General features: G+C 58.6%; 23 protein-coding genes. 10 read left to right on the top strand and 13 right to left on the bottom strand.

From position 1 onward, the window contains the following. Positions 1 to 5: 5 nt before the first annotated feature. Complete coding sequence (locus ACE103_RS16080; protein WP_375780220.1) at positions 6 to 1,061, bottom strand: efflux RND transporter periplasmic adaptor subunit; 1,056 nt, start codon at positions 1,059 to 1,061, stop codon at positions 6 to 8. Between the two features lie 237 nt (positions 1,062 to 1,298). On the opposite strand from ACE103_RS16080, the gene ACE103_RS16075 reads away from it, so the two are divergent. Both ACE103_RS16075 and ACE103_RS16070 read left to right on the top strand, forming a co-directional pair. Continuing rightward, the gene (locus ACE103_RS16075) at positions 1,299 to 1,784 is read left to right on the top strand and encodes a phosphoribosyl-AMP cyclohydrolase (protein ID WP_375780219.1); all 486 of its coding nucleotides are present in this window, start codon (positions 1,299 to 1,301) and stop codon (positions 1,782 to 1,784) included. 62 nt (positions 1,785 to 1,846) lie between these two features. Next, a complete protein-coding gene (locus ACE103_RS16070; protein ID WP_375780218.1) occupies positions 1,847 to 3,511 on the top strand; it encodes a SulP family inorganic anion transporter in 1,665 nt (554 codons plus the stop codon). 136 nt (positions 3,512 to 3,647) lie between these two features. Here ACE103_RS16070 and ACE103_RS16065 read toward each other — a convergent pair whose 3' ends face one another. Continuing rightward, positions 3,648 to 5,423 (bottom strand): adenylate/guanylate cyclase domain-containing protein, encoded by a 1,776-nt coding sequence (locus ACE103_RS16065; RefSeq protein WP_375780217.1) that lies wholly within the window; start codon positions 5,421 to 5,423, stop codon positions 3,648 to 3,650. A 291-nt stretch (positions 5,424 to 5,714) separates the two neighbouring features. Between ACE103_RS16065 and ACE103_RS16060 the strand changes: the two genes are divergently transcribed. Both ACE103_RS16060 and ACE103_RS16055 read left to right on the top strand, forming a co-directional pair. Beyond that, complete coding sequence (locus ACE103_RS16060; protein ID WP_375780216.1) at positions 5,715 to 6,866, top strand: MFS transporter; 1,152 nt, start codon at positions 5,715 to 5,717, stop codon at positions 6,864 to 6,866. A 234-nt stretch (positions 6,867 to 7,100) separates the two neighbouring features. Further along, complete coding sequence (locus ACE103_RS16055; RefSeq protein ID WP_375780215.1) at positions 7,101 to 7,361, top strand: DUF1127 domain-containing protein; 261 nt, start codon at positions 7,101 to 7,103, stop codon at positions 7,359 to 7,361. A gap of 290 nt (positions 7,362 to 7,651) precedes the next feature. Here the strand turns inward: ACE103_RS16055 and ACE103_RS16050 are convergent, their stop codons facing one another. Further along, complete coding sequence (locus tag ACE103_RS16050) at positions 7,652 to 8,431, bottom strand: hypothetical protein (RefSeq protein ID WP_375780214.1); 780 nt, start codon at positions 8,429 to 8,431, stop codon at positions 7,652 to 7,654. A 343-nt stretch (positions 8,432 to 8,774) separates the two neighbouring features. Next, a complete protein-coding gene (locus tag ACE103_RS16045; protein WP_375780213.1) occupies positions 8,775 to 9,044 on the bottom strand; it encodes a helix-turn-helix domain-containing protein in 270 nt (89 codons plus the stop codon). Positions 9,045 to 9,103: 59 nt separating this feature from the next. Between ACE103_RS16045 and ACE103_RS16040 the strand changes: the two genes are divergently transcribed. Together ACE103_RS16040 and ACE103_RS16035 are read left to right on the top strand one after the other, a co-directional pair. Then, a complete protein-coding gene (locus ACE103_RS16040; RefSeq protein WP_375780212.1) occupies positions 9,104 to 9,931 on the top strand; it encodes a YqaJ viral recombinase family protein in 828 nt (275 codons plus the stop codon). Next, the gene (locus tag ACE103_RS16035) at positions 9,918 to 11,063 is read left to right on the top strand and encodes an ERF family protein (protein WP_375780211.1); all 1,146 of its coding nucleotides are present in this window, start codon (positions 9,918 to 9,920) and stop codon (positions 11,061 to 11,063) included. Before ACE103_RS16040 ends, ACE103_RS16035 begins: the two co-directional genes overlap by 14 nt. 343 nt (positions 11,064 to 11,406) lie before the next feature. Here ACE103_RS16035 and ACE103_RS16030 read toward each other — a convergent pair whose 3' ends face one another. Further along, positions 11,407 to 11,781 (bottom strand): hypothetical protein, encoded by a 375-nt coding sequence (locus tag ACE103_RS16030; RefSeq protein ID WP_375780210.1) that lies wholly within the window; start codon positions 11,779 to 11,781, stop codon positions 11,407 to 11,409. A 717-nt stretch (positions 11,782 to 12,498) separates the two neighbouring features. Here ACE103_RS16030 and ACE103_RS16025 point away from each other — a divergent pair. Then, a complete protein-coding gene (locus tag ACE103_RS16025) occupies positions 12,499 to 12,936 on the top strand; it encodes a DUF5658 family protein (protein WP_375780209.1) in 438 nt (145 codons plus the stop codon). A 790-nt stretch (positions 12,937 to 13,726) separates the two neighbouring features. Here the strand turns inward: ACE103_RS16025 and ACE103_RS16020 are convergent. After that, positions 13,727 to 14,446, bottom strand: a complete 720-nt coding sequence (locus ACE103_RS16020; protein ID WP_375780208.1) for a retropepsin-like aspartic protease — start codon at positions 14,444 to 14,446, stop codon at positions 13,727 to 13,729. Positions 14,447 to 15,013: 567 nt separating this feature from the next. On the opposite strand from ACE103_RS16020, the gene ACE103_RS16015 reads away from it, so the two are divergent. The 3 genes from ACE103_RS16015 to ACE103_RS16005 all read left to right on the top strand — a co-directional run bounded on the left by ACE103_RS16015 (position 15,014) and on the right by ACE103_RS16005 (position 16,715). Further along, positions 15,014 to 15,256 (top strand): DUF6471 domain-containing protein, encoded by a 243-nt coding sequence (locus ACE103_RS16015; protein WP_375780207.1) that lies wholly within the window; start codon positions 15,014 to 15,016, stop codon positions 15,254 to 15,256. Between the two features lie 62 nt (positions 15,257 to 15,318). Next, the gene (locus tag ACE103_RS16010; protein ID WP_375780206.1) at positions 15,319 to 15,906 is read left to right on the top strand and encodes a hypothetical protein; all 588 of its coding nucleotides are present in this window, start codon (positions 15,319 to 15,321) and stop codon (positions 15,904 to 15,906) included. A 521-nt stretch (positions 15,907 to 16,427) separates the two neighbouring features. Beyond that, complete coding sequence (locus ACE103_RS16005; protein ID WP_375780205.1) at positions 16,428 to 16,715, top strand: DUF5658 family protein; 288 nt, start codon at positions 16,428 to 16,430, stop codon at positions 16,713 to 16,715. Positions 16,716 to 18,517: 1,802 nt separating this feature from the next. Here ACE103_RS16005 and ACE103_RS16000 read toward each other — a convergent pair. The 7 genes from ACE103_RS16000 to ACE103_RS15970 form a co-directional block, all read right to left on the bottom strand. Beyond that, positions 18,518 to 19,054, bottom strand: a complete 537-nt coding sequence (locus ACE103_RS16000; protein WP_375781118.1) for a tetratricopeptide repeat protein — start codon at positions 19,052 to 19,054, stop codon at positions 18,518 to 18,520. A gap of 160 nt (positions 19,055 to 19,214) precedes the next feature. After that, positions 19,215 to 19,616, bottom strand: coding sequence for a hypothetical protein (locus ACE103_RS15995; RefSeq protein WP_375780204.1), 402 nt, complete (start codon positions 19,614 to 19,616; stop codon positions 19,215 to 19,217). A gap of 12 nt (positions 19,617 to 19,628) precedes the next feature. Beyond that, the gene (locus tag ACE103_RS15990; protein ID WP_375780203.1) at positions 19,629 to 21,299 is read right to left on the bottom strand and encodes a type II and III secretion system protein family protein; all 1,671 of its coding nucleotides are present in this window, start codon (positions 21,297 to 21,299) and stop codon (positions 19,629 to 19,631) included. Positions 21,300 to 21,836: 537 nt separating this feature from the next. Next, complete coding sequence (locus ACE103_RS15985) at positions 21,837 to 22,250, bottom strand: TadE/TadG family type IV pilus assembly protein (protein WP_375780202.1); 414 nt, start codon at positions 22,248 to 22,250, stop codon at positions 21,837 to 21,839. After that, positions 22,250 to 23,659, bottom strand: coding sequence for a pilus assembly protein TadG-related protein (locus ACE103_RS15980; protein WP_375780201.1), 1,410 nt, complete (start codon positions 23,657 to 23,659; stop codon positions 22,250 to 22,252). Before ACE103_RS15980 ends, ACE103_RS15985 begins: the two co-directional genes overlap by 1 nt. Positions 23,660 to 23,668: 9 nt before the next feature. Beyond that, positions 23,669 to 24,133 carry a hypothetical protein gene (locus ACE103_RS15975; RefSeq protein ID WP_375780200.1) on the bottom strand — a complete coding sequence of 155 codons (465 nt, stop codon included), beginning with the start codon at positions 24,131 to 24,133 and terminating at the stop codon, positions 23,669 to 23,671. A gap of 76 nt (positions 24,134 to 24,209) precedes the next feature. Further along, positions 24,210 to 24,857, bottom strand: coding sequence for a methyltransferase family protein (locus ACE103_RS15970; RefSeq protein WP_375780199.1), 648 nt, complete (start codon positions 24,855 to 24,857; stop codon positions 24,210 to 24,212). Position 24,858: the final 1 nt, after the last annotated feature.

Here is a 24,858-nt window from a genome sequence, read left to right as displayed (position 1 = left end):
GGCATCTACTCCTGCACGGGAAGAAGCTTCACTTTTTGTCCGTCGATCAGATAGGAAACGCCGGCCGACGCGACGATGTCCCCCGCACCGAGACCCTCGGTGATGATCAGGCGATTGTCGCGAACAGCACCAATGGTGACGTCGCGCTTTTTGACCGTCGAGCTTGCGTTGTCATACAGGAAGACTTTTGCGGTGCCCTGCAGCTCCTTGCCGCCCTCCGGGGCGAGCACGCTGAGCGGCACCAGGAATCCGCCTAGACCGCCGCTCAACGGCTCCTCAATCGAAACTTCGACCGACATGCCGGCATTCAGGCCGGTCGCGTTGTTGTCCAGCTGGACAACGACCGGAAAGGCCGACACCTGCTCGGCCTTCGAGCCGAGCTCCTTGATCGCGCCCCTGAGCGGTAGATCGGGCATGTCGGCGACCTTGACCGCGACCGGCTGACCGACCTTGAGGCTCTGGAAAGTCTGTGCTGGCACCAGAAAGGACATATCGAAGCGGTCGTCGCTGTACAGCGTCAGGACCGGCTGTCCGGCCGAAACCTGCGCGAATGATTTGACGTCGACCCGGGCAACCGTGCCGGAGAACGGCGCCACCAGCTTGCTCCGATCAAGGTTGTGATTGGCAAGATCGAGCTGGCGTTTGGCCTGATCCAGCTGAGCTCTGGAGCTCAGGAGGGCGGCTCGGGATTGATCCCAGGTCGCCTGGGTCGTGACGCCCTTCTTGAGCAATTCGTCCTTGCGCTGGAAATCCGCTTCTGCGTTATCGGCTTGCGCCTGTGCCTGCTGGACGCCGGCGTTGGTCTGCTCGACCTGCGTCTGCAGCGAGCGTGGATCGATTTCCGCCAGCACCTCACCCAGCTGCACCTTCTGCCCGACGGTGAGCGTGACCGCGCGCAATTGCCCTGCAATTTCAAACGACAGGCTGCTGACATCAGCCGGCTGCAGGACGGTTGGGAAGCGGCGCACGCGGCTCTCCGCCTTTGCCCCGACCTTGAAGGCGCGGAGTCCGCGAGCGGGCTGCTCGCCGGCCCTGGGGTCATTCTCGCCGCAGCCCTGCAAGCCGAGTATGACGGCGGCACAGATCAGAAATCGTACAGGTGGTCGGTACATGGTCGGCTCCGTCCGAGCCAGGTGGCGACTTCCGCACTTGCATTCTTCCCCAAAGGCTGTCGCCTGCCAAGAGCAACGGCTGCCCGTCCGCCTGCCCCAGTGCTGTCGCGATCGGCTGCAATCCAACTTGAAAAAACACGGGCAAAGCGAGAACATGGCTCACGCGCGGTCCCCAGGGAGTGAGCGATGGCTATCACGGAAGCTGATGTGAACGCGGCTCAACAGGCGTGGTGCGATGGGCTGGTCGCGATCGGAAAAGCCCATCGCGCGTCGGGCGATGTGCGGGCAACCGCAATGGCGTTGATTGAACAACTCTACGATTATCGCGACGGCGTGGTGTTTTTCAAACCGACACTGGCCCACGGCGCCCATACGTTCCGCAGCACGGCGGAGGGCGCGCTGTCATACTTCATCGGTGGCAATCCCAAGTTTCCGAACGATAAGGGCTTTGCCTTGAAACCCTGGGCGCGCGCCTGGTACGACAACAACGCTGCCGAAAACGGTATCCAGATTCACGGGCCGATCGCCATCACGATGGGCAATGTCTACGCGGTCGACTATGACGGCAACGAGATCATGGTCGACAAGACATTCGTGTTTCGCCTTTGCAAGGACGGCAAATTGCGGCTTTGCGCCCACAAATCGGCGCTGCCTTACGTTCCGGACACCTGATTGATTCATATGGCCGGCGAAAGCGCCTTGCCGCTCCATCCGGAAATTTTGGGAGGGGGACATTGTCGGGGTTTGCGGTCACGCGCGGCGATATTTTCGGGGGCATAACGGCCGGGATTGTCGCCTTGCCGCTTTGCCTCGCATTCGGCGTCGCCTCGGGCCTGGGGCCGGCCGCCGGACTATACGGCGGCATCGTCCTCGGAATCATTGCCGCAGTCGTGGGAGGCACGCCGGTCCAGATATCCGGTCCGACGGCGCCTATGACGCTCATTGCGGCGAGCATCGTCGCCGCAAACACCGCCTCCAGCGGAGCGGTGCAGATCGCCCCCGTCGTCGGAATCTTCTGCCTCGCGGGTGCATTGCAAATCCTGTTCGGGATCGCGCGGCTCGGGAACTACATTCGCTTCCTGCCATACCCGGCGATCTCAGGACTGATGACCGGCATCGGAATCATCATTATCATTCAGCAGATTTTTCCCGTCGTAGGTCTGCCGTCGCCGTCGTCCAGTCCGGCCGAGATCCTGAAATCGCTGGGTGGACTCGCGCAAGGAGCGCGTCTCGATGCGTTCATGCTTGCGGCGGCGACCGTCGCGATCGCTTTTGTCCTCCCCAGATTCTTCTCGGCTGTGCCCCCCTCTCTTGTCGCATTGGTCCTTCTGACGGGCATCGCCGCGGCTTTCGGCCTCGGGGCACCAACGATCGGAGACATTCCGAGGGGACTGCCGGATTTCGTCTTGCCCCAGCTCGACATCGCCAATCCTAGATTTGTGTCGGTCACCGCATTTCAACTGGCATTTCTGGGCGCGATCGATGCTTTGACTACATCGCTCGCCGCCGACAACATGACGAGGACGCATCACGACAGCAATCGAGAGCTGATCGGCCAGGGAGCCGGCAACATCGGGGCAGCGTTATGCGGCGGCATTCCGGGCGCCGGTGCCTTCATGCGAACCGCCATCAACGTTCGCGCCGGCGGACGGCATCGCTCCTCGGGCGTCATACATGGCGCTCTCTTGCTGGCCGTTCTGCTCGGCTTGTCCAGCGTGGTGCGCTACATTCCCCATGCCGTGCTGTCGGGAATTCTGGTCAGCGCCGGATTGAGCATCATCGACTATCGCAGCTTCCGTCACCTGTTTCGCGCGCCGCGCAGCGACACATGGGTCATGCTGGTCGTCGTGGTGCTGACGATCTTCACCGATCTGATCACGGCGGTCGGCACCGGCGCCGTGCTGGCTTCCCTGATTTTCATGACCAGGATTGCCCGCACGATGGAGCAGAATGCGACGCTCACGTTGGTGGAAGATGAGCCATGGCAGGATGAAAGCGAAATTCCGCACGCACTGAAGCAACGGCTGCTGATTAAGCACGTCAACGGACCGCTGTTCTTCGGTTTTGTCTATGCGTTCAGACGAATTGCCGAGCGGGCGACGGATGGAAAGCTGCTCGTGCTTCGCATGGAGCGCGTAACCTATATGGATCAATCTGGAATTTACGCGCTCCAGGACGTGCTGGTTGATTTAAAAGCCGCTGGGCTCAAGGTGATCATTGTCGGACTTGCGCGGGATCAGATCGAGCAGCTCCAGGCAATGCATATCGTTCCGGATCTGTTGTCCGAAGAGGACGTCTCTCAAGATTTCGATAGTTTTAAGAAAAGGCTCCCGGCCATGTTCGAGGAGCTCACGCGCGGGAGCGATGCTGAGCGGTCAACGAAATCGGTAGTGGGTTGACCGCAATCGAAGGCATCAGCGAAGGCACTTTCGGTTACTGCCGCAACAAAACCGTTTCCGGCAATTTCCGCTTGGGGTCAAAATCCGACATCGACGACCAGTGGGGCCATGTCCGCTACGTGCCAGAAGCAGTCATTCAATCGCCTCGTCGCTCCTGCGCAGCGGGGTATTCGGGCAACCCCGCCTTCCGAAGTCCCTCAATGTACAGCTTCGCATTTGTTTGCCCGCCCCTCGCGATAAACCCAGATATGGTAAAGTCAGGATCGACCTCAAGCATACGCGCCGCGGCCTCACCCGCCTCCGCATCACCTCCCAGATGAGCAAAAGCGGAGGCGAGACAACGGTAGGCCGGCGCGTAGGAGGGAGCCTGACGCAAGGCTTTTTTCCCTGCCACGATGGCCTCGTCAAAGCGACCAAGCTCGATGAACGCCTGTCCCATCCCAACGAAAGCCCGATGCAGTAGCGGGTCTATCGGGCTCATTCGGATGGCACGGTTAAAGCTTCGGACCGCTTCCTGCGACTGCCCCGCGATTTTGTAGATCCAACCTCTGCAACCCCACGCAAGACTTGAATTTGGGTTGAGCGCGACCGCCCGGTCGGCCATCTCGATCTCGCCTTCAAGATCGCCGACCATCCACGCCGAGACTGTGCTAGCCCATACCAACGTGTCCGGATCACCATCGTCGATACTCAAAGCCAAGCGAAGTAGCCGAACTGCTTCCTTGCGCTCGAGTTGAGGATCGTCAGCATACCCCAAAGTAACGTTTCGCATGTGACAGACACCCGCCAGAGCCGCGACCAAGCCAAAACGAGGGTCCAGCTCTAGCGCGCGCTGAGTCAGCCGGAGCGTCTCGGCCACCCCCTCGCGGGTCGTCAGGTAAGATTGCTGCATGGCTCGGAGATAATATTCATATGCATTGAGGCTTTCCGGTCGCCGCCGCGTCGCCATCGCAATTTCTGCCTGAAGCAATTTTGGCTGAATGGCCAAGACAACGGCGGCCGTTACTTCGTCCTGCAAGGCGAAAACGTCGGTCCAATCACGCTCGAATCTGTCCGCCCAAATGTGCGTGCCCGTCACGGCATCAATCAACTGGCCCGTGATGCGAACTTTCCCCGATGCCTTGCGCACAGACCCCTCAAGGGCATAACGCACGCCAAGCCTGCGTCCGACCTCCTTGATATCGGCGACTTTGCCTTTGAACGCAAAGCTCGAATTGCGAGCAATTACGAACAACGATTTGAAACGCGAGAGCGCGGTGATGATCTCCTCAACCATTCCGTCAGCGAAGTATTCCTGCTCGGGATCGCCGCTCATGTTCTCGAACGGCAGCACTGCGATGGAGGGCTTGTCCGGGAGTGGCGGGACCGCACTTGGCCGCTCGGTCAGCGCGCTATATGCTCCCGCGACCACAGCGTAAGCGCGGATCGGCTTGAAGATGTTTTTGAGCTGCTGCTCACCGCGATCCTCGAAGCCAACGTCCAGCTTGCCTTCAACTTCGCCGTACACCTTCTCGGAAATCAGGATGCCGCCTGGATCAGCGTTCCCCTCAAGTCGGACAGCAATGTTGATCCCATCGCCAAAAAGATCGCCGTCAGCCCCGACGATAACTTCCCCGAGATTGACTCCAATGCGTAGTTTAAAGGGGCTGCGGCCTGATGAGATGCTTTCCTGTATCTCCGCCGCGCATCGCACCGCTGCCGACGGGCTTGCGAACTCGGCGAGCGCTCCATCGCCCGTGGTCTTGATCAGTCGCCCGTCGTGGCGAGAGAGCGTAGGTTCAATGACTTCGCGCTTCAGCCACTCGAACTCTGCGTAAGTGGCTTCCTCAGCGCGTTGCATCAACGCGGAGTAACCGACCACGTCGGCAGCCAAGATCGCGGCTAGTCGCCTCTGAACCCGCTGTTCGGTCACAGCGCCCTCCGAACGACCAGACTGACCACGCCGCTCAACGAGGAGCCTAGCACTTTGTTGCGAGCCTGGAAATTGTGGGAAAGCCCAAATTGCCGCTGGTAAATCGCCGACGTGGTGGCGACGAGCGCGCGGCAACTCGGGGTGGCCAGAATTGGTCGGGGAGATTCAAACGGAAACGAGCCTCCCTAACTCTCCATCGGATTTCAGGCACATTTCCATAGAGGTCGAAGCATCAAATGCCACAAGTGTAATAATCTTCTGACGGTAGTATCTTCGTCCCTGGAATACTCAATGGGTGTTTTCTACGGTTGGCGCATCGTCGCTGCCTGCATGCTGTGCTCGCTAGTCGGGAATGCACTTGGCCTCTTCGGCGCGGGTGTCTATCTTCATCAGGTTGTGATAGCAAACGGCTGGACGACTGGTGTGGTCTCGGGCGCCGTCACGATGTTCTATCTCGTCAGCGCATTGCTGTTGATCCCGGTTGGCTCCGGTATCAGAAAGGTTGGTCCACGCCCTATTGTCGCGATCAGCGGCGTCGCGTTGGCTGGTGGAATAATTCTTATTGGGCGAGCAACCACGCCTTGGGAAGCTTATTTGGCTTTTCTTTTAATGGGCGTCGGTTGGGCCGGCCTTTCTCTCACTGCCGTCGCGACAACGGTCGCGCCATGGTTTGAACAGTACCAAGGGCGCGCAGTGTCCATTGCATCGCTCGGAGCGAGCGCCGGAGGTATCCTCGGCGCACCGGTGCTTCTGTTCGGAATTTCGCGGATCGGCTTTGCGGCAACGACCCTAATGGCAGGCGCTTGCGCATTGGTCATCATCGTTGCGCTGGCCGCCTTCGTGCTGCGAAGCCGCCCCCAGGATTCGGCTATTGCCGGATGGCTTGTCGGTGGGAACAAATGCCGCAAGTACCGATACAAGGAATTGGACGCTGTTTTCTGCGCTGAAAACGTCGGGTTCCTGACACATCAGATCTTTTTACTGGCTCAATCCTTCGACCCGTTTGCAATCTCGTTTAATGTATCGTCCACGGCTGTTGCCGCTCTCGCAGGACGCGTCGGACTCGCACGATTTGCGGATCAACTTGATGCAAGGGTGACCACGGCGGTTGCTCTCGTCGCTGCGGCAACATCGTTCATGGCAATGGCGGCGTTTCCTTTTGCGCCGGTACTGGTCGTGGCCAATATCATCTTTGGCTTAACCGTGGGTAATGTCACAACGTTATCGCCAATTATTGTCAGGCGAGAGTTTGGGGCCAAAGCTTTCGGCCTGGTTTTTGGTGTCGCATCGTGCGCTATCCAGTTGGTTGCAGCGATGGGACCGAGCTTTTACGGCGTATTGCACGACGCCTTCGGCAGCTATGATCTCGCGCTAGTCAGTGCCGCGGTCCTGGATATTTTCGCCGCGACCATCATCTTCGCAAGCCGCAACTTCACCGCATAGTGAATGTCAGTTTGGGGTCAAAAGGCAAAACGCCTCGCCCGACTTTAGTCGGCTTCCCTTCCGACAGCGGACATAGCCATATTTTGAGAAAAAGTCGGCTAAGGGCCACAAGCGGTCCTCGGCCTCAGCTTGTGAGCAGAAGGGGAATATGATAGCCTTAAAACTCGGGCCTCTGACAACCGCCCGACAAGCTCTCGAGCCAAGCGTTGTTTCGCTCCACCACGGAGGTGAAACATGTCTTGCAGCAGCACAGCGCGAGCTTCAACCGATACATCCCACGCAGCTTTACCCACTTTTCCCGTTATTCGATGGGTCTGGCAATTTCCGCTGGCGCAGTTGGCCGGAATAGCACTGGCGTTAGAGCGGCGCCGTCAATACAGCGAGCTTCTCGAATTAGACGACCGGCTGCTCGCTGACATTGGCGTATCAAGGACGGCCGTTGAAGGAGTACGAAGGTCCTCCTTGTATTCAGATGCTTGGCGCGACAGCCGATGAGTGTCCATCATCCTCATTGCTTGGTCGCGTAATAAACCGGCGCGCGGCACATCTACCGAGGGCGGCTTGCGCGGTCTCAGCCACGTCGCTGTAGAAGTCGAAACGCGCCTAGAAGAAAGCCCGCGAACGCCAAAGCGCCCCGGGGCCCCATAAGGACGCCGCGGCAAGGAAGGGGCGCCCTACCCGCATGCCCTGGTCTGCTCGATCAGATCCTGCATGCCGGCCGCGCTGAACGCGACAAACGTCTCGCCAGGCATATCCGACCGGTAGAGTATCGGTTCGCGACCGTTCTAGTTGGCCTTGACGTTAACAACCTTCGCCTTCGCTTCGCGCTCCAGCTGTTTCTGCGCTTTCAGGAAATACAATCGACGCATTGCACGATCCTGCGCGGCGTCCAAGCGCTCCTCGACCGCAAGGTCTTCCACGATCTTCTCGGCGGCTAGAAAATCCGCGGCCGCCGGAAGATATCCGTTGGGATCTGGGCGGCGCTCGCGTATGCGCGGCAACAGAACGTAATCGATCTCTTTTTTTAAGACGATCACCCAACGTTCTGTTGTCTCATAGCAGTCTTCACGCACGGTTGAGTTGAGGTGGTCACTGAATTCGCTTGGCAACAACGAAATCACCAACCTGAGAACCCGTGCATCAGTTTCGAGGTGGAGCCCCGCGCTAAAGTGGAGCAAGCGCTCATAGTCGTCGCGTGCGGGGCTGCGCTTCTCACTGAGAGAATGCTTTACGACCTCGAGCTTATTTTCCAGGAGAACTTGCGGCGGCGTTTCTTGGAACACCCGATTCTCCACCTTGTCGAGGGCCTCTGCCGTGTCGAGCTTCCGCTTCGCACGAAGGCGCTGCTTGCGCCATAAGCAAAGGAAGATAGTTTCCACGCAGTCATGTTCGGATGGGCCCTCGGGGCGCCACTCCTCCCAAATCGCGCGCCGAAGCTCCTCGAACGCGTCGGGATCCTCCCACGGCAACAGCTTAATGGAAGAGTAAGCCCCATGCCTGAGTGCGTTCGGCTTGCGCAGTCGCTTCGCCGGCACTCTCACATTGTTCTTCTTTTCGGGCAGCATCGCTCGGTATCCTCGGTCGACCTGAGAACATCGGGTGTCCGTTGCGATTCAATTTCGGGGCGATGTGACGCGGGGCGACAATAGAACGCCAGAAGACAAACCCAATCGAGTTCGTAGGATACTCCAGATGAGATCGCCTGGCGGCAAGCAGAGGCCTATCCACAGCAATTTGCAATTCGAAGATTGCCGTCCGGGGATATTTAGGCACCGCGATTTGCGTAGTACTCAATCCTAGCGGGTCTCGAGTCCCGTTTCTCAATCTACTGCGAGACGTCGGAATACTAGTCCCGACTGCGACCCTCACGGCACCCTGCCCCCGCGCCGATGCCGCCCCCCGAAAATTCTAGCCTTTCCGTTCCTCGGGTATTGGTTTTCGAAGGCGCACGCCTGGTCCGCCGCCGTTCTCGTCGATGAACTCCACGCCAGCTGCTCGCATCGAATTCAAGATTTTGGTCGCAGTACCCTCTCGGCCGCCGAGTTGTCCATCCTGCGCTTCAAGACGTTTGACGGTCGGAATCGAAATTCCTGCGGCTACTGCTAATTGCTCTTGAGACCAATTGAGCAGCGCCCGCGCGGCCTTTATTTGCCGAATTGATACTTTTAGTATTGACATTGGAGGTGGCCATTGATACTTTTAGTATCATAAGAGCGAATCTATTGAGGAAGGTCGCAATGTCGAGGGTGTTTGCCAAGTCGGACGCTACAACTGACCGCCGCAATTTCATTGGTGGATCTGACGCACGCGTCATCATGGGCGACGATGAATCCGCCCTGCTTCGTCTCTGGCGTGAGAAACGGGGCGAAGCCGCGCCAGCAGATCTTTCAGCCAACTTGATCGTACAACTCGGCACTGTAACTGAGCAGCTTAACCGTCACTGGTACGAGAAGAATACCGGCCAAGTCGTTACGCAGGTACAACGGCGGGCCTTTCATCCGGTCAAGCGCTGGATGGCGGCAACCCTCGATGGCATGGTGGAGAGCACCGGCGCGGTATTCGAGGCCAAGTTCATGCTGCCATGGTCGTTCTCGGAAGAAACGGCCGCTGAAAAACACATGGCCCAACTGCAGCACAACATGTGGGTCGCGGCTTCGAGGACCGCGGTGCTCTCGATCATCACCGGTGGCGGCAAATGGGTGGAAATGACCATTCCGGCCGATCCCCTGTATCAACACTTGCTGCTAACGGCGGAAAAGAAATTCTGGCGCTGCGTCGAGACCGGCGAGGCCCCTCAGTTGTTCGGCATTGAGCCCCCGCGACCCCGGGTTGAAGCGGTCCGAACGGTCGATATGAGCGCGTCCAATGCCTGGGCGGAGTTTGCCGGTGTCTTTCATCGGACGCGCTTCGCACATCTCGAGCACGATACGGCAAAATCTGAGCTGAAGAAGTTGATGCCAGAAGACGCAAGAGAAGCAACTGGCCACGGGCTTAGGGCCACCCGCTCGAAATCCGGTTCGATCAGCTTTCATGTTATTCAGGAGGCCGGTCGTGCAACAGTCTAGCGAAACGATCGGCGCTATTGCCGGCGCACTGGCCAAGGCCCAGCTCGAACTTTCCAATCCGGAAAAGGCGCTGACTGCGACCATCCCTGCAATCTTTCCGCGCGAGGAGGCTCGCAGCTTCAGATACGCCTCTCTAGCGAGCGGACTGGATCTGGTTCGCAAGTGCTTAGGGAACCATGAGATTGCAACGGTTCAAACGACAAGTATCGACCAAGAGACGGGCCTTGTTCGTTTGACAACAGTCCTCGCGCATTCGTCTGGAGAATGGATGTCTTCGCAGTGGCCGGTGTGTGCCGTCAGTGAAATCAATGCTCCCCACCGGATGGGAACTGCCCTCACTTATGCCCGGCGATACGCTCTCTTCGCCCTCGTGGGTATCGCGGGCGAAGACGACTTGGATGCGCCGGACGCCACTGACGCCACATCGGCTCCACCGCCACCCGAGTTTCGGGCAGGCAATCGGCCCCACGTCAAAGGAAACAAAGGCGCGCCGCGGCCTGTGCTACTCAGCACGGATCAATCAGCCCAACTAAGGGAGCAGATGTTGGCGGAGCTCAACTGTTTAAGGTGCGAGAGCGATCTTCTCGCCTGGGCTCAAGTCGGACTACCTAGAAAGAACACCCTGCTAGAGGCGGATGCCCATGCGATTGAGTCTGCCTACCTTGAAAAGCTCGCAGGCGTGCCGCAGGTGCCTCCTGCCACAAACGACAGCTCACAAACGGATGCGTCAGTTGAGGTCCTCCCAATCGATGCGACGGCCAATCTTGCTTTTCCCAAAGAGCCCGTGCGCAAGCGGAGCAAGGCCCACCTGCTGTTTGTCCGGGAACAGCCTTGCCTCGTTTGCCGGAAAAGCCCGTGCGACGCCCACCATTTGAAGTTCGCCCAACCCAAGGCTCTCAGCCGCAAGGTCAGCGACGAGTTCACCGTTCCATTGTGTCGCACTCATCACCAAGAACTGCATCGACACGGCAACGAACGGGCTTGGTGGGCGAACTTGAAGATCGAGCCGTTGCGGTTGGCCCATGACTTGTGGACGGCAAGTCCGATCCACAGCCCCTCCACCTCGGCCGTGGTCGACACGGCGGAGCTGCTGCCGTTTGATGGACACCAAGTTGGTCACGCGAAGACGTAAGTTCAGTCGCGAGTTCAAGGTCGAGGCGGTTAAGCTGGTCAACGGCATACTTCAACTGTCTGTTCAGGATCGCGGATCAACTTAGCGAGACGCTTTTTGGTGGGAAGGTTTTCTAGACACGGCATACAGTCCAGGCTGGGAGAATATCTGCCATCGTTGGACAATGAGAGTCGCTCCAAAAAACGACCGGACAATCAACCGACGATGCTCAGATCCCTTTTCCACCCATAAGCTTCCCGCCCCTGGCCGGTCCCAAGCCAATAGGCCCTGCGGGAGAAAAGCCCACTCCCAAAGGACAAGCCGAGCATTAATTACCTAGTGTCCTCCACGACCCGTGGTGCGCTTAGAACTTCCGTCCGGAGGATTCCATTTTTCTGCATTCCCCGCTGACTGCAAGGGATTTCCCTTCCGACGACAGGGTTTTGGTAGCCTTGCCTGACTGTCGGGAAATAGTGATTGAAAGCGAAACTACGTGATCCTTTCCACCGACAGTAATTTTTCCCGGGCCATCAAAGGAGAAGGAATCTTCGTTCACACTCCAACCTCTTGCTGTATCGATGTAGTACTGCAGGGTTGACGCGGCCATGCTCCAATCATCATTGGAGGCGAGCGGGAAATCACACTCCAATGCTGCGACCAGAGTTTTTTGCGCGTGACCTTCCAAGGTCAACGCTCCTAAGGCCAAAAGCGATAGAAATCCCTTTCGTATGACTTGCACGTAAAACTCCTCGAAGCGCGCTTATCGCATATCGACTGACAATCTCCCCAATCCTAGCATTTTAGTTTCGTGAGAAGATTGATGCTATCCGCAATGTGCGGCCACGCAACCCTGTCTCACCACCCAAGATTCCCCGTGTTTTTACGGTGGCCGAGATTCGCAATTTGTGCGGCGCGCTAGCACCTTTGCACCACGAACCGACCTTCCCGCTATATCCCGCTGGCTAGCTAGGATGGTAATTGCCGCAGCATTTGCCGATTTGCGATGTGCCAGTCATGCGGATTGGCCGACCAACCCACACCCCGACCATGCATATCGCGCGGTGAGGGACCGCCGCTCTCAGCCCACACGGTGCGACGGCACCGCCCGATCGTGGAGGCGGCCGCCAGCCCGTCATTCGATTTCAAATCTAATCCCACTCCGAAGTTCCGACATGCCCGCAGCTTATGGCGACCTGGCGACTGGTTTAACCTTGCCGATTCGCCAAACCAGCCCGGCATGCATATCCTCCGGACATGCCCATTGCCCGAAAGCCGCTCGAAATCCCGCCCGCAGTCGCCCGCCAATTTGCCGCGGATATGCGGGCATTCCATGCCGAGTACGATCAGATGAACATGACGCGATTGCGTCCAATACCCAGCACATGCTCTTGGAGCGTATGCCGAGGGGCACGAAACTACGGCTTGCCGATGCACTCGAACTGTTCGAGCTGATGAAATGAAAGTTTGGATCTATACCGACACGAGCAAAATCGTTGGCGACCCGGAGCACATGAAGGTCTTTGCGACCAACGAGACTGCACAAGTTTGGTTCAAGCGGAACGACCCCGAGGGCGTCGCTTTCGCTTACGAGATCATTATAGGCCAACGTTACTTGGCCAAGACGCTCCTGGTGCTTTCCGTCTTGCTTCTCGGACTCGCCGATCTCTTCACCACGAACACGATCCTTAATCTCGGGTTCGGCGAATTGAACCCGTTCATGCACGTCGCTCAGACATTGCTCGGTCCCTGGTGGCTTATTCCGAAGCTCGGCTTGACGTATATCATGATGTGGCTGCTTTGGCGCAGCAACAACCCCTACAACATCGCACTCGTGGTAGCGCTGTGCTGCACGCCGGTACTCAACAACCTGCTCATCATCAGCGGCACGAATTAACTAGCTCGCCTCCGTTTCCTGTAGGCTCGCTTCTGCTTCGGCGCTCGAGGGATCTCAGCGTCTTGTTGATCTCGACCAGGCGATGCCGTCGAACGCCTCGATCCAGGCCTGACCCTGGGAGGGCCAGCGCGGATGCGAAACTGCCGCGACTGCCCTGACGATCGGCTACCAGAGCCGCCGCCCAGCCCTTCGATTCAACGATTCAATTAAGCCAGGCGCAGTAACCGGCAGCGTGTCCCCCGACGCGGGGCGCATGAGAGTCCCACATTCCAATGCGGGCAGCGGGCTGTCTTTTCCTAGGATAAGCTGATCAGGACATCGCACAATCAAAGAAAAACTACGTGGATTGCGTCCGGGTCAGTGGCCCGAACTGGGAACTGCACGTCCTTGTCGAGATAGCCGTCATAAATGGCGGGTTCATTCAAGCTGTCAAATGGTCGGCGCTTTTCACTAGGCGGGCAGTCTTGTCCGGAAGCGCCGATAACATCTCAATCAATTCAGCAACGGTCATTGCGCCCTCTCCAAAGATAACGCCTGAGCACGCTTATCACATCCGCATTTTTTAAGGCACCAACGAGGCCGAGCAAGGCGCAAAAACCCATCGGCGTGAACCGCTGGTTGCACACGGCCCCGACGCGGGGAAGCCGAGGCCGCCGTTTGCAAATCAGCAACCTAATCGTCGCACGCTTCCGGGACCGTTGTGGATGCAGATCGGGGATTTCAGGGCCCAGACGCTGGAAGAACGGGGCGCCGCCGGGACGGTATATTTTCGAGCCCGGCGGCGTGTTCCCTATCCGACGATGGTGGGCGCCGCACTCGTGGGTGAAGCAAAGTGACCGCCCGTTGAGTTGGAGGAAGTATGAAAAATCAACAACCTGGCTCGCGTGTCGATTGTGAATGGAGCGATGGCATTGACTACGGGGAAGGCTAATAGCGTCTCACCTGTAGATGAAATGCCAGCCCACACGTTGCGGACAGTATGCCGACCAATCTGCACCTCCGTGATGAGAAGAGTTGGTAGGGCGCGGATCGTGCCATCCGCCATCTTGAAGCGAACAGCTTCCTTCCGGACCCCATAGCCATCGCGTACAATTCTGGCAGCGATAGCCTCTGACACCAGACACGTTGTTGCGCCGGTATCCAACAGCATCCTAAGTGGCTGCACGCCCAATACCACGTCTATCATTGCCGACGTGCCATTGTTAGCCGGATAGATCGGCACGCTGTCCCCAACCGACGCCGATTCAACAGGTGCGGCCATAGAAGGTGCGGCGATGGTGGGTGCGGCGACAGGGGGTAAGGCGGCTTCGAGCCGCGAAGACAGCTGGGCTTTGTCGACGATGTAAAACACCGCGCCTAAAACGGCTGCGATAATAGACAGGCGATAGAAGAAGAGGTCGGTCACAGGCAGCCGTTCGCTCCCAGTGCGGAGTCTAAGGACACTGCGCAATAGGAAGAAAAAGACTGCCATCGCGAAGAAGACGATGGTGTAAGGATCGACCTTGACCATTGTCGGCGTAGTCTACGCCCTATCCTTAGCCTCCGTCGATTGCCTTTTATGCGCGCCGCCCCTGAAAACCTGCCGGCGTGAACCAGCGGGCTCTGTTGGTCAGGCCCGATCCGGGGGGGGGCGCCTCGAGGCGTCCAGCACGCCATGGGCAGCCAGCACAGCCGCTGCGGTCTCGAGGGCTGTCATCGGCTACGTAGCAGTCCTGGGCACGTCCAGCGCTCGCGTGTAGAGGGTGCCGGCGCTTGAACCACAGGTTAGCTTCCGCCGCTTTGCCGCGATCCGTCACTTGGTTGTAGGTGGGGTCCAGCATGTTGATGATTGCCTGCCTCGATGTGCCGCATCTGGTCGCTGAGAGCGTCGTCCTGCTGGCAGTTCGCCAATATCTGTCCGCGTAACTGAATAGGAGCCGTTCAAGGGTGTTGATGGCCGTACGAGTGTGAGGGTCTTTGGTCGGTGCCGCATTGCCGCATCCTATCGAATGCGATAGCTAACGGATATGATCGGTTTGACCGGAAGTCACTGCCGGTCTATCATATTTGTTAGCTCACGGAATCGATAGGATGTGCCATGGTCCTACCCAAGGCAGAGCAGGAATGGGGCCGGCGCGCCAGCGCCTTCCTCAAAGCGGAAATGAAGAAAGCCGGCGTCACCTATGCCGACTTGGTGAAGCGGCTGAAAAAGCACGGCCTCAAGGATGAAACCGAGGCCGGGATCACCATGAAGCTAAAACGGGGATCGTTTACAGCGATCTTCTTTCTTGCGTGCGTTGCAGCGTTAGAACTTGAACAGGTAGTGCTGGAGGACATTTAGAGTTGCACTCGGCGACCGACGCTCCACATCTTAGCGGCAGTGGAGCGTCGAGGACAAAACTGATGAGGCCAGCCACTTTCAAAGGAAAACTACGCTTTAGCAACCAATTTGCGCTGGCTTATGTTGGCGTCGAGGCCTTTTTCTGGTTCGGCTTTTTCCTAGTCGTCGTATTGGGGTGTAGTTACAGTGTCTACCTCGGACTGGCCATATTCATATGTTGGGCGCTAACTCCTGCCCTGTTGTTTCGGCGAGTACTTAAACTGGACATCAAAGCCCTCGATGATCCTAACGATAATCCACGCGCGAACCGATTGATCAGCAAGATATCCGCCAGCTACTCAATCAGAGGGCATTGGTACGCGCCTCGCCCTGCCGCCAACCCTAGTCCAGATAGCCGTATGACGCGCGCGTGCGGCGCTTCAAGACATGCAACACTTCGATTTGCAGCCGAATTTTTCAAGTCCGTCGCGATCATAATTGCACTGACGCTGGGGACAGGCTTTACGGCTGAAATGATCGCGTTCGCTCTATCCGACCGAGATATAAGTGGCACGTTCGAGTCCGGGCTGGTCGGAATTGCTGGCGGCGTACTTGGCTTCGTCCTCGCCGTCGTAATCGTCGTGAGGCGAATTGCCGATACCGAAGATTGATTTGTTGCTTGTGGCGTTTGCGCCATAATTGCCGGAAAGATCGCTGACTACCCGAGGTCGATTGACCAATGCGTGGCTGATCGAGAGGCTCCGCTATCGATCCCTAGCGGCTTCGTTTTACTCGAATCGGCGCGATCACCCGGCGCATGCCTTGGCGTCGCAAACCTGCTCGATTCCGGCGATATTGGTCCCGGTCCCGTCGATCGAAATGCCGGCTTTAAGACTTGTTCTGCGCTGGCTGCCAACGCCACAACGGCCGGCTGACGCTCGCCGATCTGCCCGATTGGGATTGCTGGGACGACACGCGACTCGACTGGGACGCTGTGATCCACGTCAGCAAGGGCGTTCCGGCCGATTGGATACCGCTTTGGCGTTCGAATATCGTCATAGCGAGAGTAGACAACCTCGGAACTTATTCGGCCGCTTCCCGTTGCAAATCTCGCGCTTGAACAAATAATTAGTAAATCAGCTTTAATTTCAGGATCTTTAACAGTCGGGCCGTCGAGACTGAGGGGCTGAAAATGAATTGGGTTAAAGTTCTTCTGGTGCTCTCCGTTCTATTTTTTGGGTGCGCCGACATAGCGACAACCAATAAGATTTTGGAGCTTGGGTTTCGCGAGGCAAATCCGTTCATGCAAGCGGTTCAGGCATGGCTCGGCGTCTGGTGGTTGATTCCAAAACTAGGAGCCACGCTCGTCGTCATGGCGCTGCTTTGGCACAGCAAGAACGTCTACAATATCGCGCTTGTGGCGGCGTTCCTCTCAACGCCTGTGATTAATAACTTGCTCCTCATTGCAGGCGCGAACTGAACCGCGGCGGCGCCCTATCACGCCGAGCAGCATAACATTCGACGCGACCGGATCGCCGTCGGTACCCAGGATCTCTCCGAGGGCATATGCCGCCCGGACACAAGCAAGGTTGTTGGCGACTCTGAGCGCCTGAAGGTCTTCGCAATCATCGAAGCCGGGACGAACTTTCATTGGTGACTGGCAGCCGGCCAATATCGTTGCCGCCGTGGTGCGCGAGCTCCGACGCACGTGCGTCGAAGACGCGTTGTGCTGACAAGCTCAGAGCCCGCCATGCGGGACTGGTCAGCAGCTCGATAGTACGGGCAGAGAACTCCCGTCAATCTGATTGTTGCGACTTTTCCCAAGGGATGTCAGCCGTCCCAACATCACTTAGCGAGTCCCTCCAGGAAGGCGACCTCGTTCTCCGGTGAGATCTGAACGAAAATATCCTGGTCGTCGTTCCATCCGGCCTGCTGTCGGATAACTTGTCACTGCTAGCCTCGATCCCGCGTTCCCGCGTATCGAGCAAGTCCGCAGCTTCTACGGCGTGCATCGCGTTGTCGAGGACAACACGGGGCAGTTCCGACCCCCGCATGGCGGCGACGAACGCGTATGCATTGCGGATGGAACGGGTAACCGGCCGCCCGGAGCCGACGACGTACTGCTATTTCGGCGGGCCGATCGCAGCGTTACGCGAGCTCGATCCACATGTTTTGCGCATCGCACGCGATCCGACCCGGTTCCGGTTTTGTCGACATGCGGATCGGATATAAGCGTCGCGTTGGGAGAGCTGGCGGCGTCACCGGATAGCTACGATCTCATTGTGCTCGACGCCTTCTGCTGACGCGCGAGGCCTTCGTTGGATATCTATCGCGCCTTGACCGCGCGCGGCGTCATCGTGTTGCACACACCGCTACATGGCGCTGTGGCGGCCAGCGGCTGCGATCGGCGTTGTGGAGGGCCTCGTTGCCTACGGCAAAGGGCCGCTCCCGACGACAAGTTGCGAGTCCCCGCGGAAGTGGTCGTATTTGCTCAAGATATGCGGAATCTCGGCGATCTGCCGGCGGAGGCGCCTCGATCCCGATTCACGCGTAGCGCCCTGGAGCGATGATTATGCCGACATTCGCGGCGCCATTCTCGACCGAATGCTCCACCGCTGCCCAGGCGGGAACCATCCAGTGAGGCCGCGCGGTAATGCGGTTGCTACGCCGAGAACAAGATCGGTCGTAGCCCCCTGATTTCCTGTCCTACGGCCAAGAAACAGAACAGGTGCGTGATCGCAAAGGACAGGAGGTAGGCCCCTAAAACAGTCGCCATCACGAACTGGCCACCCAACGGGACCGCAACGGTTACAAGCGATGCCTGCGCAACGGTGGGTGCACCAGGCTGCGTGGAGACGACCAAAAACAGCGCATAGGCTTCACTGGCGTGCTTTGCGGCCGCGAAAAACGGCCCGGACCTGGCTGCGAACCCAACGCAAGCCAGCACGAAGATCGGAAGCGCCAGCCCGAAGAACTGAACCCTTGATCGGAACGAAATAGCTCAAAGCAGCGTCAGCAGCGCTGAACGATGCTGAACATCCTGAGATCGGCGAACCAGAGGAATTCAGAGCTGGGAGCACATACAAGTGCACGTACAGCCAATTCGGCGCAAAGGATGGTTGCAACAGCGCCAACGGTCCCAGCAATTGCAGCTTAAAGAGGCGGTCCGAGGGATGGACCCTGCGTTCAACGCTTGAGCTTACGTTCCCCGGCACATGGCGAGCACGTTGCCCGACATTAAAACATCAATAAAAATCAAACTATTGCGGCCTGCTCCTCTTATTATGGTTGATTGTTCGGCGGCCGCTCGATGAACTTGCGGCTGCCGTTGAGGAGCTCGAGGTTGTTGGCAATCACCGGGTTGCCCGGATCGAGCGAATACGCCTTCTCGAACTTCTTCCGCGCGCCGCTCAGATTGCCGCGCAGCATGAGGGAATATCCCTGATCATTCAGGATTTGCACGGTCTCGCCGCCAAGCCGGATCGCTGACGCATAGGCCTGGTCGGCAAGATCGAAGCGGCGTATCCGATCATAGCTCGCCGCGAGCCCGACCCAGGCCGTCACGTCCTTCGGCGATTTCTCGACGGCGTCCTTGAAATAGCGCTGGGCTATACCGTAGTTGCCGCGGTTGTATTGCTCCAGCCCCAGTCGCACCGGCTCGTCGGAGGGATAATATTTGACGTCGGTCGGCTCCTGCACAGGGTCGCCGCCCGGCGGATCCACCGGCGCAACGATCGCCGCCTCCCGCGTCGTGTAGTCGCAGGCCCCAAGGCCGGTCGCCATGCAGCAACAGATCAGCGCTGGAGCAAGGCGATACAATCCTCGCCCCGTTCCCCACTTCCAGCGCATCTCTTGCACCTTTCGAAAGATCATCGCGAAACTACCTACAAAAACAGACGACACGACCGAAACACCGGGATCAGCGCCAAGAGCTCTCCCAACGGCAAATGCTCAGGTGGCTGAGACCCTCAGCTCACCACTACCTGCCGCCTCCCCCCGCCCCGATGGCCACCGATCCTCCGGTTCCCGGTCCCAGTCCGGTTGTGTTGATATTCTGAATTGTGGTGACGGGCGGCGCCTGGCCTATCGCTCTGGTCGGATCGGGTATGTCGGGAAGCTGATCCACTGGCCGCGTCGTGGTGCTGTAGCGCGTCACGGCACCGCCGACACGCCGGGCATCGTAGGCGAGCCGGCGATCGCCGACATATGCCGGCCATGGGTGGATTGTGTGGGTGACGGCGTTAACTTCTTTGGCATTGCCGGCACTCATCGTGATGGTGTCGGAACGCTGGACGTAGCGGTCCATCTCGTCATGCCCGTAGACGCCGTAGCAGCCGCCGAGCAGCAAGGGTGCGAGCAAAGCCAGATATCTGATGGTCATCCCTCGCCTCCTCTAGTTCAGGGTCTTCACGACCGGCTGGTTCGCACCAACGGTCGGCGGCGGAGCGGGTATGACCGCATTGGGTGCGATGATGTGGCCATAGGGTCCCTTCACCTCGCCGCCGGAATTGACGTAATCGTCATAGCGCTTGCGAACTTCCATCTGGCCATTGAGGAAGAAATCGACGTCGTTGGCCGGCAGGCGGGAGTCGAGCGGCGATGCCAGTTGCTGGCCGGGTGCCGCCGGCGCGACCAGGCGCGGCGTCACGATGATCACGAGATCGGTTTCCTCCTGCTGGTACGACTTGCTGCCGAACAGGCTGCCGAGCACGGGCACCGAGCCAATCCAGGGCAATTGTGAGACGTCCTGCCGGTTGCGGGTCTGCAGCAGGCCGGCGATGGCGAAGCTCTGGCCGTCGCGCAGTTCGACCGTGGTGCGCGCGTCGCGGCGAGTCAAAGATGGCACCGTGGTCCCCTGGATCGTCACCGCATTGGTGAAATCAAGCTCGCTGACCGAGGGTTCGACCCGAAGGTTGATTACGCCGCGCGAGAGCACGGTGGGGACGAAGGCCAATTCGACGCCGAACTTCTTGTAGTCGATCGTCACGGTCGGAAAACCGTTCGTCGTCGTATTCGGGATCGGCACCGGGAATTCGCCGCCGGCCAGGAAGCGCGCGGCATCGCCGGAAAGCGTGGTCAGGTTCGGCTCCGCCAGCCGGCGCGCCAGTCCCTTCGTCTCCAATGCGGTAATCAGAAGGTCCACCGAACTGCCGTTGCTGGTCCTCAAGATGCTGGTCAACAGGCTTCCGAACGGGACCGGAGCTACACCGCCGGCAGTGCCCATGAGCGTGCTTGCCGTAGCAAGCAGGGGAAGGCTGCCTGTGGGGGCAGCGCCTACGTTAGCGCTAGTAGCGGGAGTTCCCCCGGTACCAATGACACCAGGAGTGGTATTGATACCACCGATCGGCGCTCGACCAGCGATGTTTATACCGCCCAGCCCCGTATTCGCGACATTGGTGCCGTTGGCGTTCGCCGCAAAGAGGTTCACACCAAGGTCACGCCCCGCCTGCCGGGAGACCTCGAGAAAGCGCACCTCGAGCATTACTTGCTGCGGCGCCGCAACGCTCATCGCGTTGACGACGATGCCGCCCTCGGGAACGCTGCCTTTGGCGATCGCCATCGCCTTCTCCGCGGCCACCGCATCGGCAGCCATTCCGCTCAGCACCACCTGGCCTTCAGACGCAGAGACGCGAATGCCGCGCGTACCCGTGCCGGACGAGATGTTCTGCTGCAGATTGCCGATATCCAGAGTCACCTCGACATCCAGAATGCCGATCTGCTTCATCGAACTGTCGAACAGGATGACGTTGGTGCTGCCGGTCTTCTTGCCCTGGACGTAGATCAGGTGATCGCTCAGCGACTTCACGTCGACGATATCGGGCGAGCCAGCCACGATTGTCGAAAAGGCCGAATCGACCCTGAAGGTGCGTGACTTGTTGAGGGTCACCTTGACCCGCTGGACGTCGTTCATTTCGCTGACAAAGACGCCGCTGGAAGAGCCCCGACGCTCAGCCGCCTTCGCGCGATCAGCGGCAGTGAAAACGGCAAGCGCAGCGCCCAGAGCCACCAGGCTCACGGCGAAGAGACCACGTTCCGCGCTACCCCACACGCGACCGCCACTCATTTCGCATCCCCTCCGCCGCTGACATCGCGGCCATCCCGTAAATCTACGGCTCCCAGCGTTCTGGCTACTCTCCTTCGCCCACCACGCCGCAGAGCTTACAATGCGTCCGACTACAAATAGTTACTTGCAAATTCCTATCCCTAGCGCGTTGAGCAAGGAGCCCACCCAGCCCGGGATCCAACCGCAAAACGCGGCTTGGAGATACTCCCCCGCCGCGCGCGTCGATTGCAAGGAAAGACCTTCGGGAAGATGTGGCAACGCCAGCGAAAATTGCGCGATGTTGCCAGCGGGCACCACATTCCGGGCCTGCGTGGCGATGACCTGCTGGGGCGACCAGCTTGGCGACAATCGCACTCGAAGACCCACGGCCCGACCCATCGTTCTGGCTCGATCTTATCGCCCAGGTGCCCGCCCCGATTGGCAGGCGCCCCGGCAAGCTCCACTTGTGGATGCGGAAAATCTGTCCGGACAACCGGGACCAGTTCTCTGTCGCTTACCGTAGTCCAGGCGCATTCCACGATGAAGCCTGGGAACGTGTCAGAACGGTATTGTGGTGGACGCGCTCGGCGCGTTCAATGTCGTGCCCCATATCGGCATAATCATAGTGAAACCCGGTTGAGATGCCGTAACAGTAATTGGGGAGGTTGCCGTCGCCGGTACGCTCAGTGTCGGCGTGAGACCGCCATTATACAAGAAGGGCGCAACCGCTTGTTTGGCCGCAGCGGACGGCAAGGGATCACCGCTGCAAGCGGGAGTTGCTTTTTGGATTGCAGCATTTGTGTAGCAGTTGATCATGATCGCGCGAGCACCCGCATTCGCGAGCGTCCGCAACGACTGCATGGTGATCGCGTAACGGCCCAGATCAAAGATGGCGAACATCAATGTGAAAAGCGGCACGGCGACAAGGCAGAATTCGAACGCCGCCATGCCGCGCTGATCGAGCTTTCTCATCACTGCACCAACTGGACATACTGGCTTTTAGGCACGCTCGTTGTCCCGCACTGATTGTTGTTGAAGGTGGCATTGCCATTGAACGCAATCGAGGCGGCGACCAGCTGGCCACAGCCGCCTCCTGCGCCGCCTACGGTAATAGTAGGATTGCCCTGAAACGTCACATTTGCGGTCGGCGCGTAGATGTTTCCGTTGAGCGTGATGTTTGTATTTCCCCCAAAGGTCATGCTGTTCTGTGAGGTCGAACATGTAGGACACGGAGCAGCATAAAGAGCCATGTACTGGAATAAGGCAGCGTTAGACTGAAGGGCCGCAGGAAGCAACGAGGCACTTGGGGCAGGGGCAGTCGTCGGCCCCGTAATGGTGATCACCGCATTCCCCTGGTTGTTGATTGTCGCCCCTGGCAGCAGAATGAACGTAGCCGTACCCGAGATCGTTGGGGTCCCTGTGATTTTCAGAGTACCCGAGATGAAGTAAACGCAGCTGGATGCGGTCGTGGGGCAGCCCGTGTTCCCGCCGGGGGACAGAGTTTCGGCCCCATTGCTTGTGATGTGGAGACCATCATTCGTACATGGATTGGCGGCCGTGTAAGCGACGAGCGTCGATCCTCCGCAAGGCGGAAGACCGCATTTGGTGGGGACGGTGGGGTTCGCTCCGCACAACGTGGTGAGGGCGCCATCGAGAGCAGTGAACGGATCGACGGTCGGGGCCGGCATATACGTCAGCGCCTTGCTACAGAACGACGCGGCACCCGTGCAGCCGCCGACAGTCGATAGCGAACCGAGATTCATGCTCATCCCGCCGCCGGTGAAGTTTATTGCATCCTTGGCCGGATCGTTCGAGGCCATGCCGCAATTGGGCGCATTGATGTTCGGGCTGCCTTGGAAACTGATGGAGCCGGTCAATGCCAAGACGCAGGCCGGCGCCGCCAGCCTTTGTACTGCGGCCACGGCTGTCGCGGGGATGGTGACCGTAGTCAAACCAAGCACTGCTGCCAGGTACGCCGGCTGTTGCTGGCTAACAGTGGCCTGAACGAAGGTTCCGGCGGTCCCGTTCCATGAAGCGAGCGGAGTGATCGTGACGGTCTGCGAGACTCCTGAGGGAAGGCTGGCGCTACACACGGAGCCGGGATAGGAGGTGCCGCCCGCGTTGCAGAACCCGTTCTGTGCCGCGGACTGCTTGGCGCGATAGTCCATCGATTGTGCAACCGCACAGGGTAGATTCGCTAAGCATAATTGCTGCATCGCACCCGAATAGGCTGCCGCATCGGCGGCATTCTGCGCGTGTTGCCTGGTAACGTACCACGATCCCGCCTCGCCCCCGAGTGCGACCACTCCTATCAGCGGTATCAGAGCGACAACGGTTGCGAAGGCGACGGAACCACGGCGAGAGCGAAGCAAGCTACGCATGGAACACTCCTATTGAAACCGTTCTGAGTAAGACAGCGTGTAGGTACAAGAATTGGCGCACAACACGGCTGTTAAGATGATGGGCGAGACGGTGACGGTCGTCGTGTATGTGTAGTACTTGGGCGAACCGGAGTTGGTTCCGGAGCAGGCAGCGATGGCATCACCGCAAAGGACCTGGAGATTGTTGATGGGATAACCTGCAACCGACGTCGGGAGTCCCGACTTCCAGCTTGCCCAGTTGGTAACGTCAGGTGGTGTGTTGTACTGGATTTGTTGCCCGAAGGAGCGTAACGCCCCCCACGCGGATACGAACTGAAAGCCAGCGGCAGCAACGTCGGCAAGCGGCAGAAGCAGGCTTACCCCCAGGAAAGCGAAAACGATCAGCATCTCAAACGCGGCGGCGCCGCGCTGATCCGCGATGAAAAATACTCTACGTCTCACAGGCCTATCTCGACAGGGCAATAAATCCAGCACGGTTGGCCTCTTCGGGTCAGTGTTAGACCGATGCAGATCAACACATTTCCATAACAAGCCGGCCATTCATGACCACTCACCAAACACAAGGAATCAATCTCCAGCGTGATGCTTCGTAACTGGAGTACTCAGGAAAGTTGCGCCGAAGCAGGTCTTCCTCGTAAAGAATTCGGCACACCTGGACGCCGATATGCAGGATCAGCAGGATCACCGTAACCGGCGTCAGATGTAGCAGTACGACACCCACTATCGCGATTTCTTCCGAGAGATAGAGTGGGTGTTTGATCCATCGATAAGGACCGGTTTGCACCACTGAACGTGCCTGCGGTACCAAACTGAACGCCCGACCCAGATGTCGGATCGTGACAAGCATCATGATCATGCCGATCAGCACGCAAGCGGTGGATAGCAAGTTTGGCAACGCCTGGTCGGTCTTGCCGAAGAAGGTGATCGTCCAGGGCATATAGCTGCCGACGAACGCAGCTACTTTAGGCAGCAGGCCGGGCGCTTGCGCCTTTGCCGGTGGCCTGGTCATGATCAACACCGTCACAAGCGTGTAGAAGATGGCAAGACAAAAACTCGACAGAAGCGATGGCCAGGGATCGGCAAGCGATACCCCAATTTTGATGGCGACCAGAAGTGCCAGCAACATGAACCACATGCCGCCAAACAGCTGCATGATCCGCTCGTAAGACCAGTTTTTCGACAAGGCAACCGTGCTCATG

This window comes from Bradyrhizobium sp. ma5, from assembly GCF_042258955.1.
Classification (GTDB): Bacteria; Pseudomonadota; Alphaproteobacteria; order Rhizobiales; family Xanthobacteraceae; genus Bradyrhizobium.
The sequence above is the reverse complement of the archived record's forward strand: the minus strand, read 5'-3'. Positions and strand labels throughout refer to the sequence as shown.

Excerpts from the sequence above, each read along its gene's own strand:
- ACE103_RS15990 (WP_375780203.1), bottom strand. The coding sequence starts at position 21,299 with ATGAGTGGCGGTCGCGTGTGGGGTAGCGCGGAACGTGGTCTCTTCGCC.
- ACE103_RS16075 (WP_375780219.1), top strand. The coding sequence starts at position 1,299 with ATGGCTATCACGGAAGCTGATGTGAACGCGGCTCAACAGGCGTGGTGC.
- ACE103_RS15970 (WP_375780199.1), bottom strand. The coding sequence starts at position 24,857 with ATGAGCACGGTTGCCTTGTCGAAAAACTGGTCTTACGAGCGGATCATG.
- ACE103_RS16015 (WP_375780207.1), top strand. The coding sequence starts at position 15,014 with ATGGTCCTACCCAAGGCAGAGCAGGAATGGGGCCGGCGCGCCAGCGCC.
- ACE103_RS15995 (WP_375780204.1), bottom strand. The coding sequence starts at position 19,616 with ATGACCATCAGATATCTGGCTTTGCTCGCACCCTTGCTGCTCGGCGGC.
- ACE103_RS16050 (WP_375780214.1), bottom strand. The coding sequence starts at position 8,431 with ATGCTGCCCGAAAAGAAGAACAATGTGAGAGTGCCGGCGAAGCGACTG.
- ACE103_RS16020 (WP_375780208.1), bottom strand. The coding sequence starts at position 14,446 with ATGGTCAAGGTCGATCCTTACACCATCGTCTTCTTCGCGATGGCAGTC.
- ACE103_RS16055 (WP_375780215.1), top strand. The coding sequence starts at position 7,101 with ATGTCTTGCAGCAGCACAGCGCGAGCTTCAACCGATACATCCCACGCA.
- ACE103_RS16025 (WP_375780209.1), top strand. The coding sequence starts at position 12,499 with ATGAAAGTTTGGATCTATACCGACACGAGCAAAATCGTTGGCGACCCG.
- ACE103_RS16045 (WP_375780213.1), bottom strand. The coding sequence starts at position 9,044 with ATGTCAATACTAAAAGTATCAATTCGGCAAATAAAGGCCGCGCGGGCG.
- ACE103_RS16040 (WP_375780212.1), top strand. The coding sequence starts at position 9,104 with ATGTCGAGGGTGTTTGCCAAGTCGGACGCTACAACTGACCGCCGCAAT.
- ACE103_RS15980 (WP_375780201.1), bottom strand. The coding sequence starts at position 23,659 with ATGCGTAGCTTGCTTCGCTCTCGCCGTGGTTCCGTCGCCTTCGCAACC.
- ACE103_RS16010 (WP_375780206.1), top strand. The coding sequence starts at position 15,319 with ATGAGGCCAGCCACTTTCAAAGGAAAACTACGCTTTAGCAACCAATTT.
- ACE103_RS16005 (WP_375780205.1), top strand. The coding sequence starts at position 16,428 with ATGAATTGGGTTAAAGTTCTTCTGGTGCTCTCCGTTCTATTTTTTGGG.
- ACE103_RS15985 (WP_375780202.1), bottom strand. The coding sequence starts at position 22,250 with ATGAGAAAGCTCGATCAGCGCGGCATGGCGGCGTTCGAATTCTGCCTT.
- ACE103_RS16060 (WP_375780216.1), top strand. The coding sequence starts at position 5,715 with ATGGGTGTTTTCTACGGTTGGCGCATCGTCGCTGCCTGCATGCTGTGC.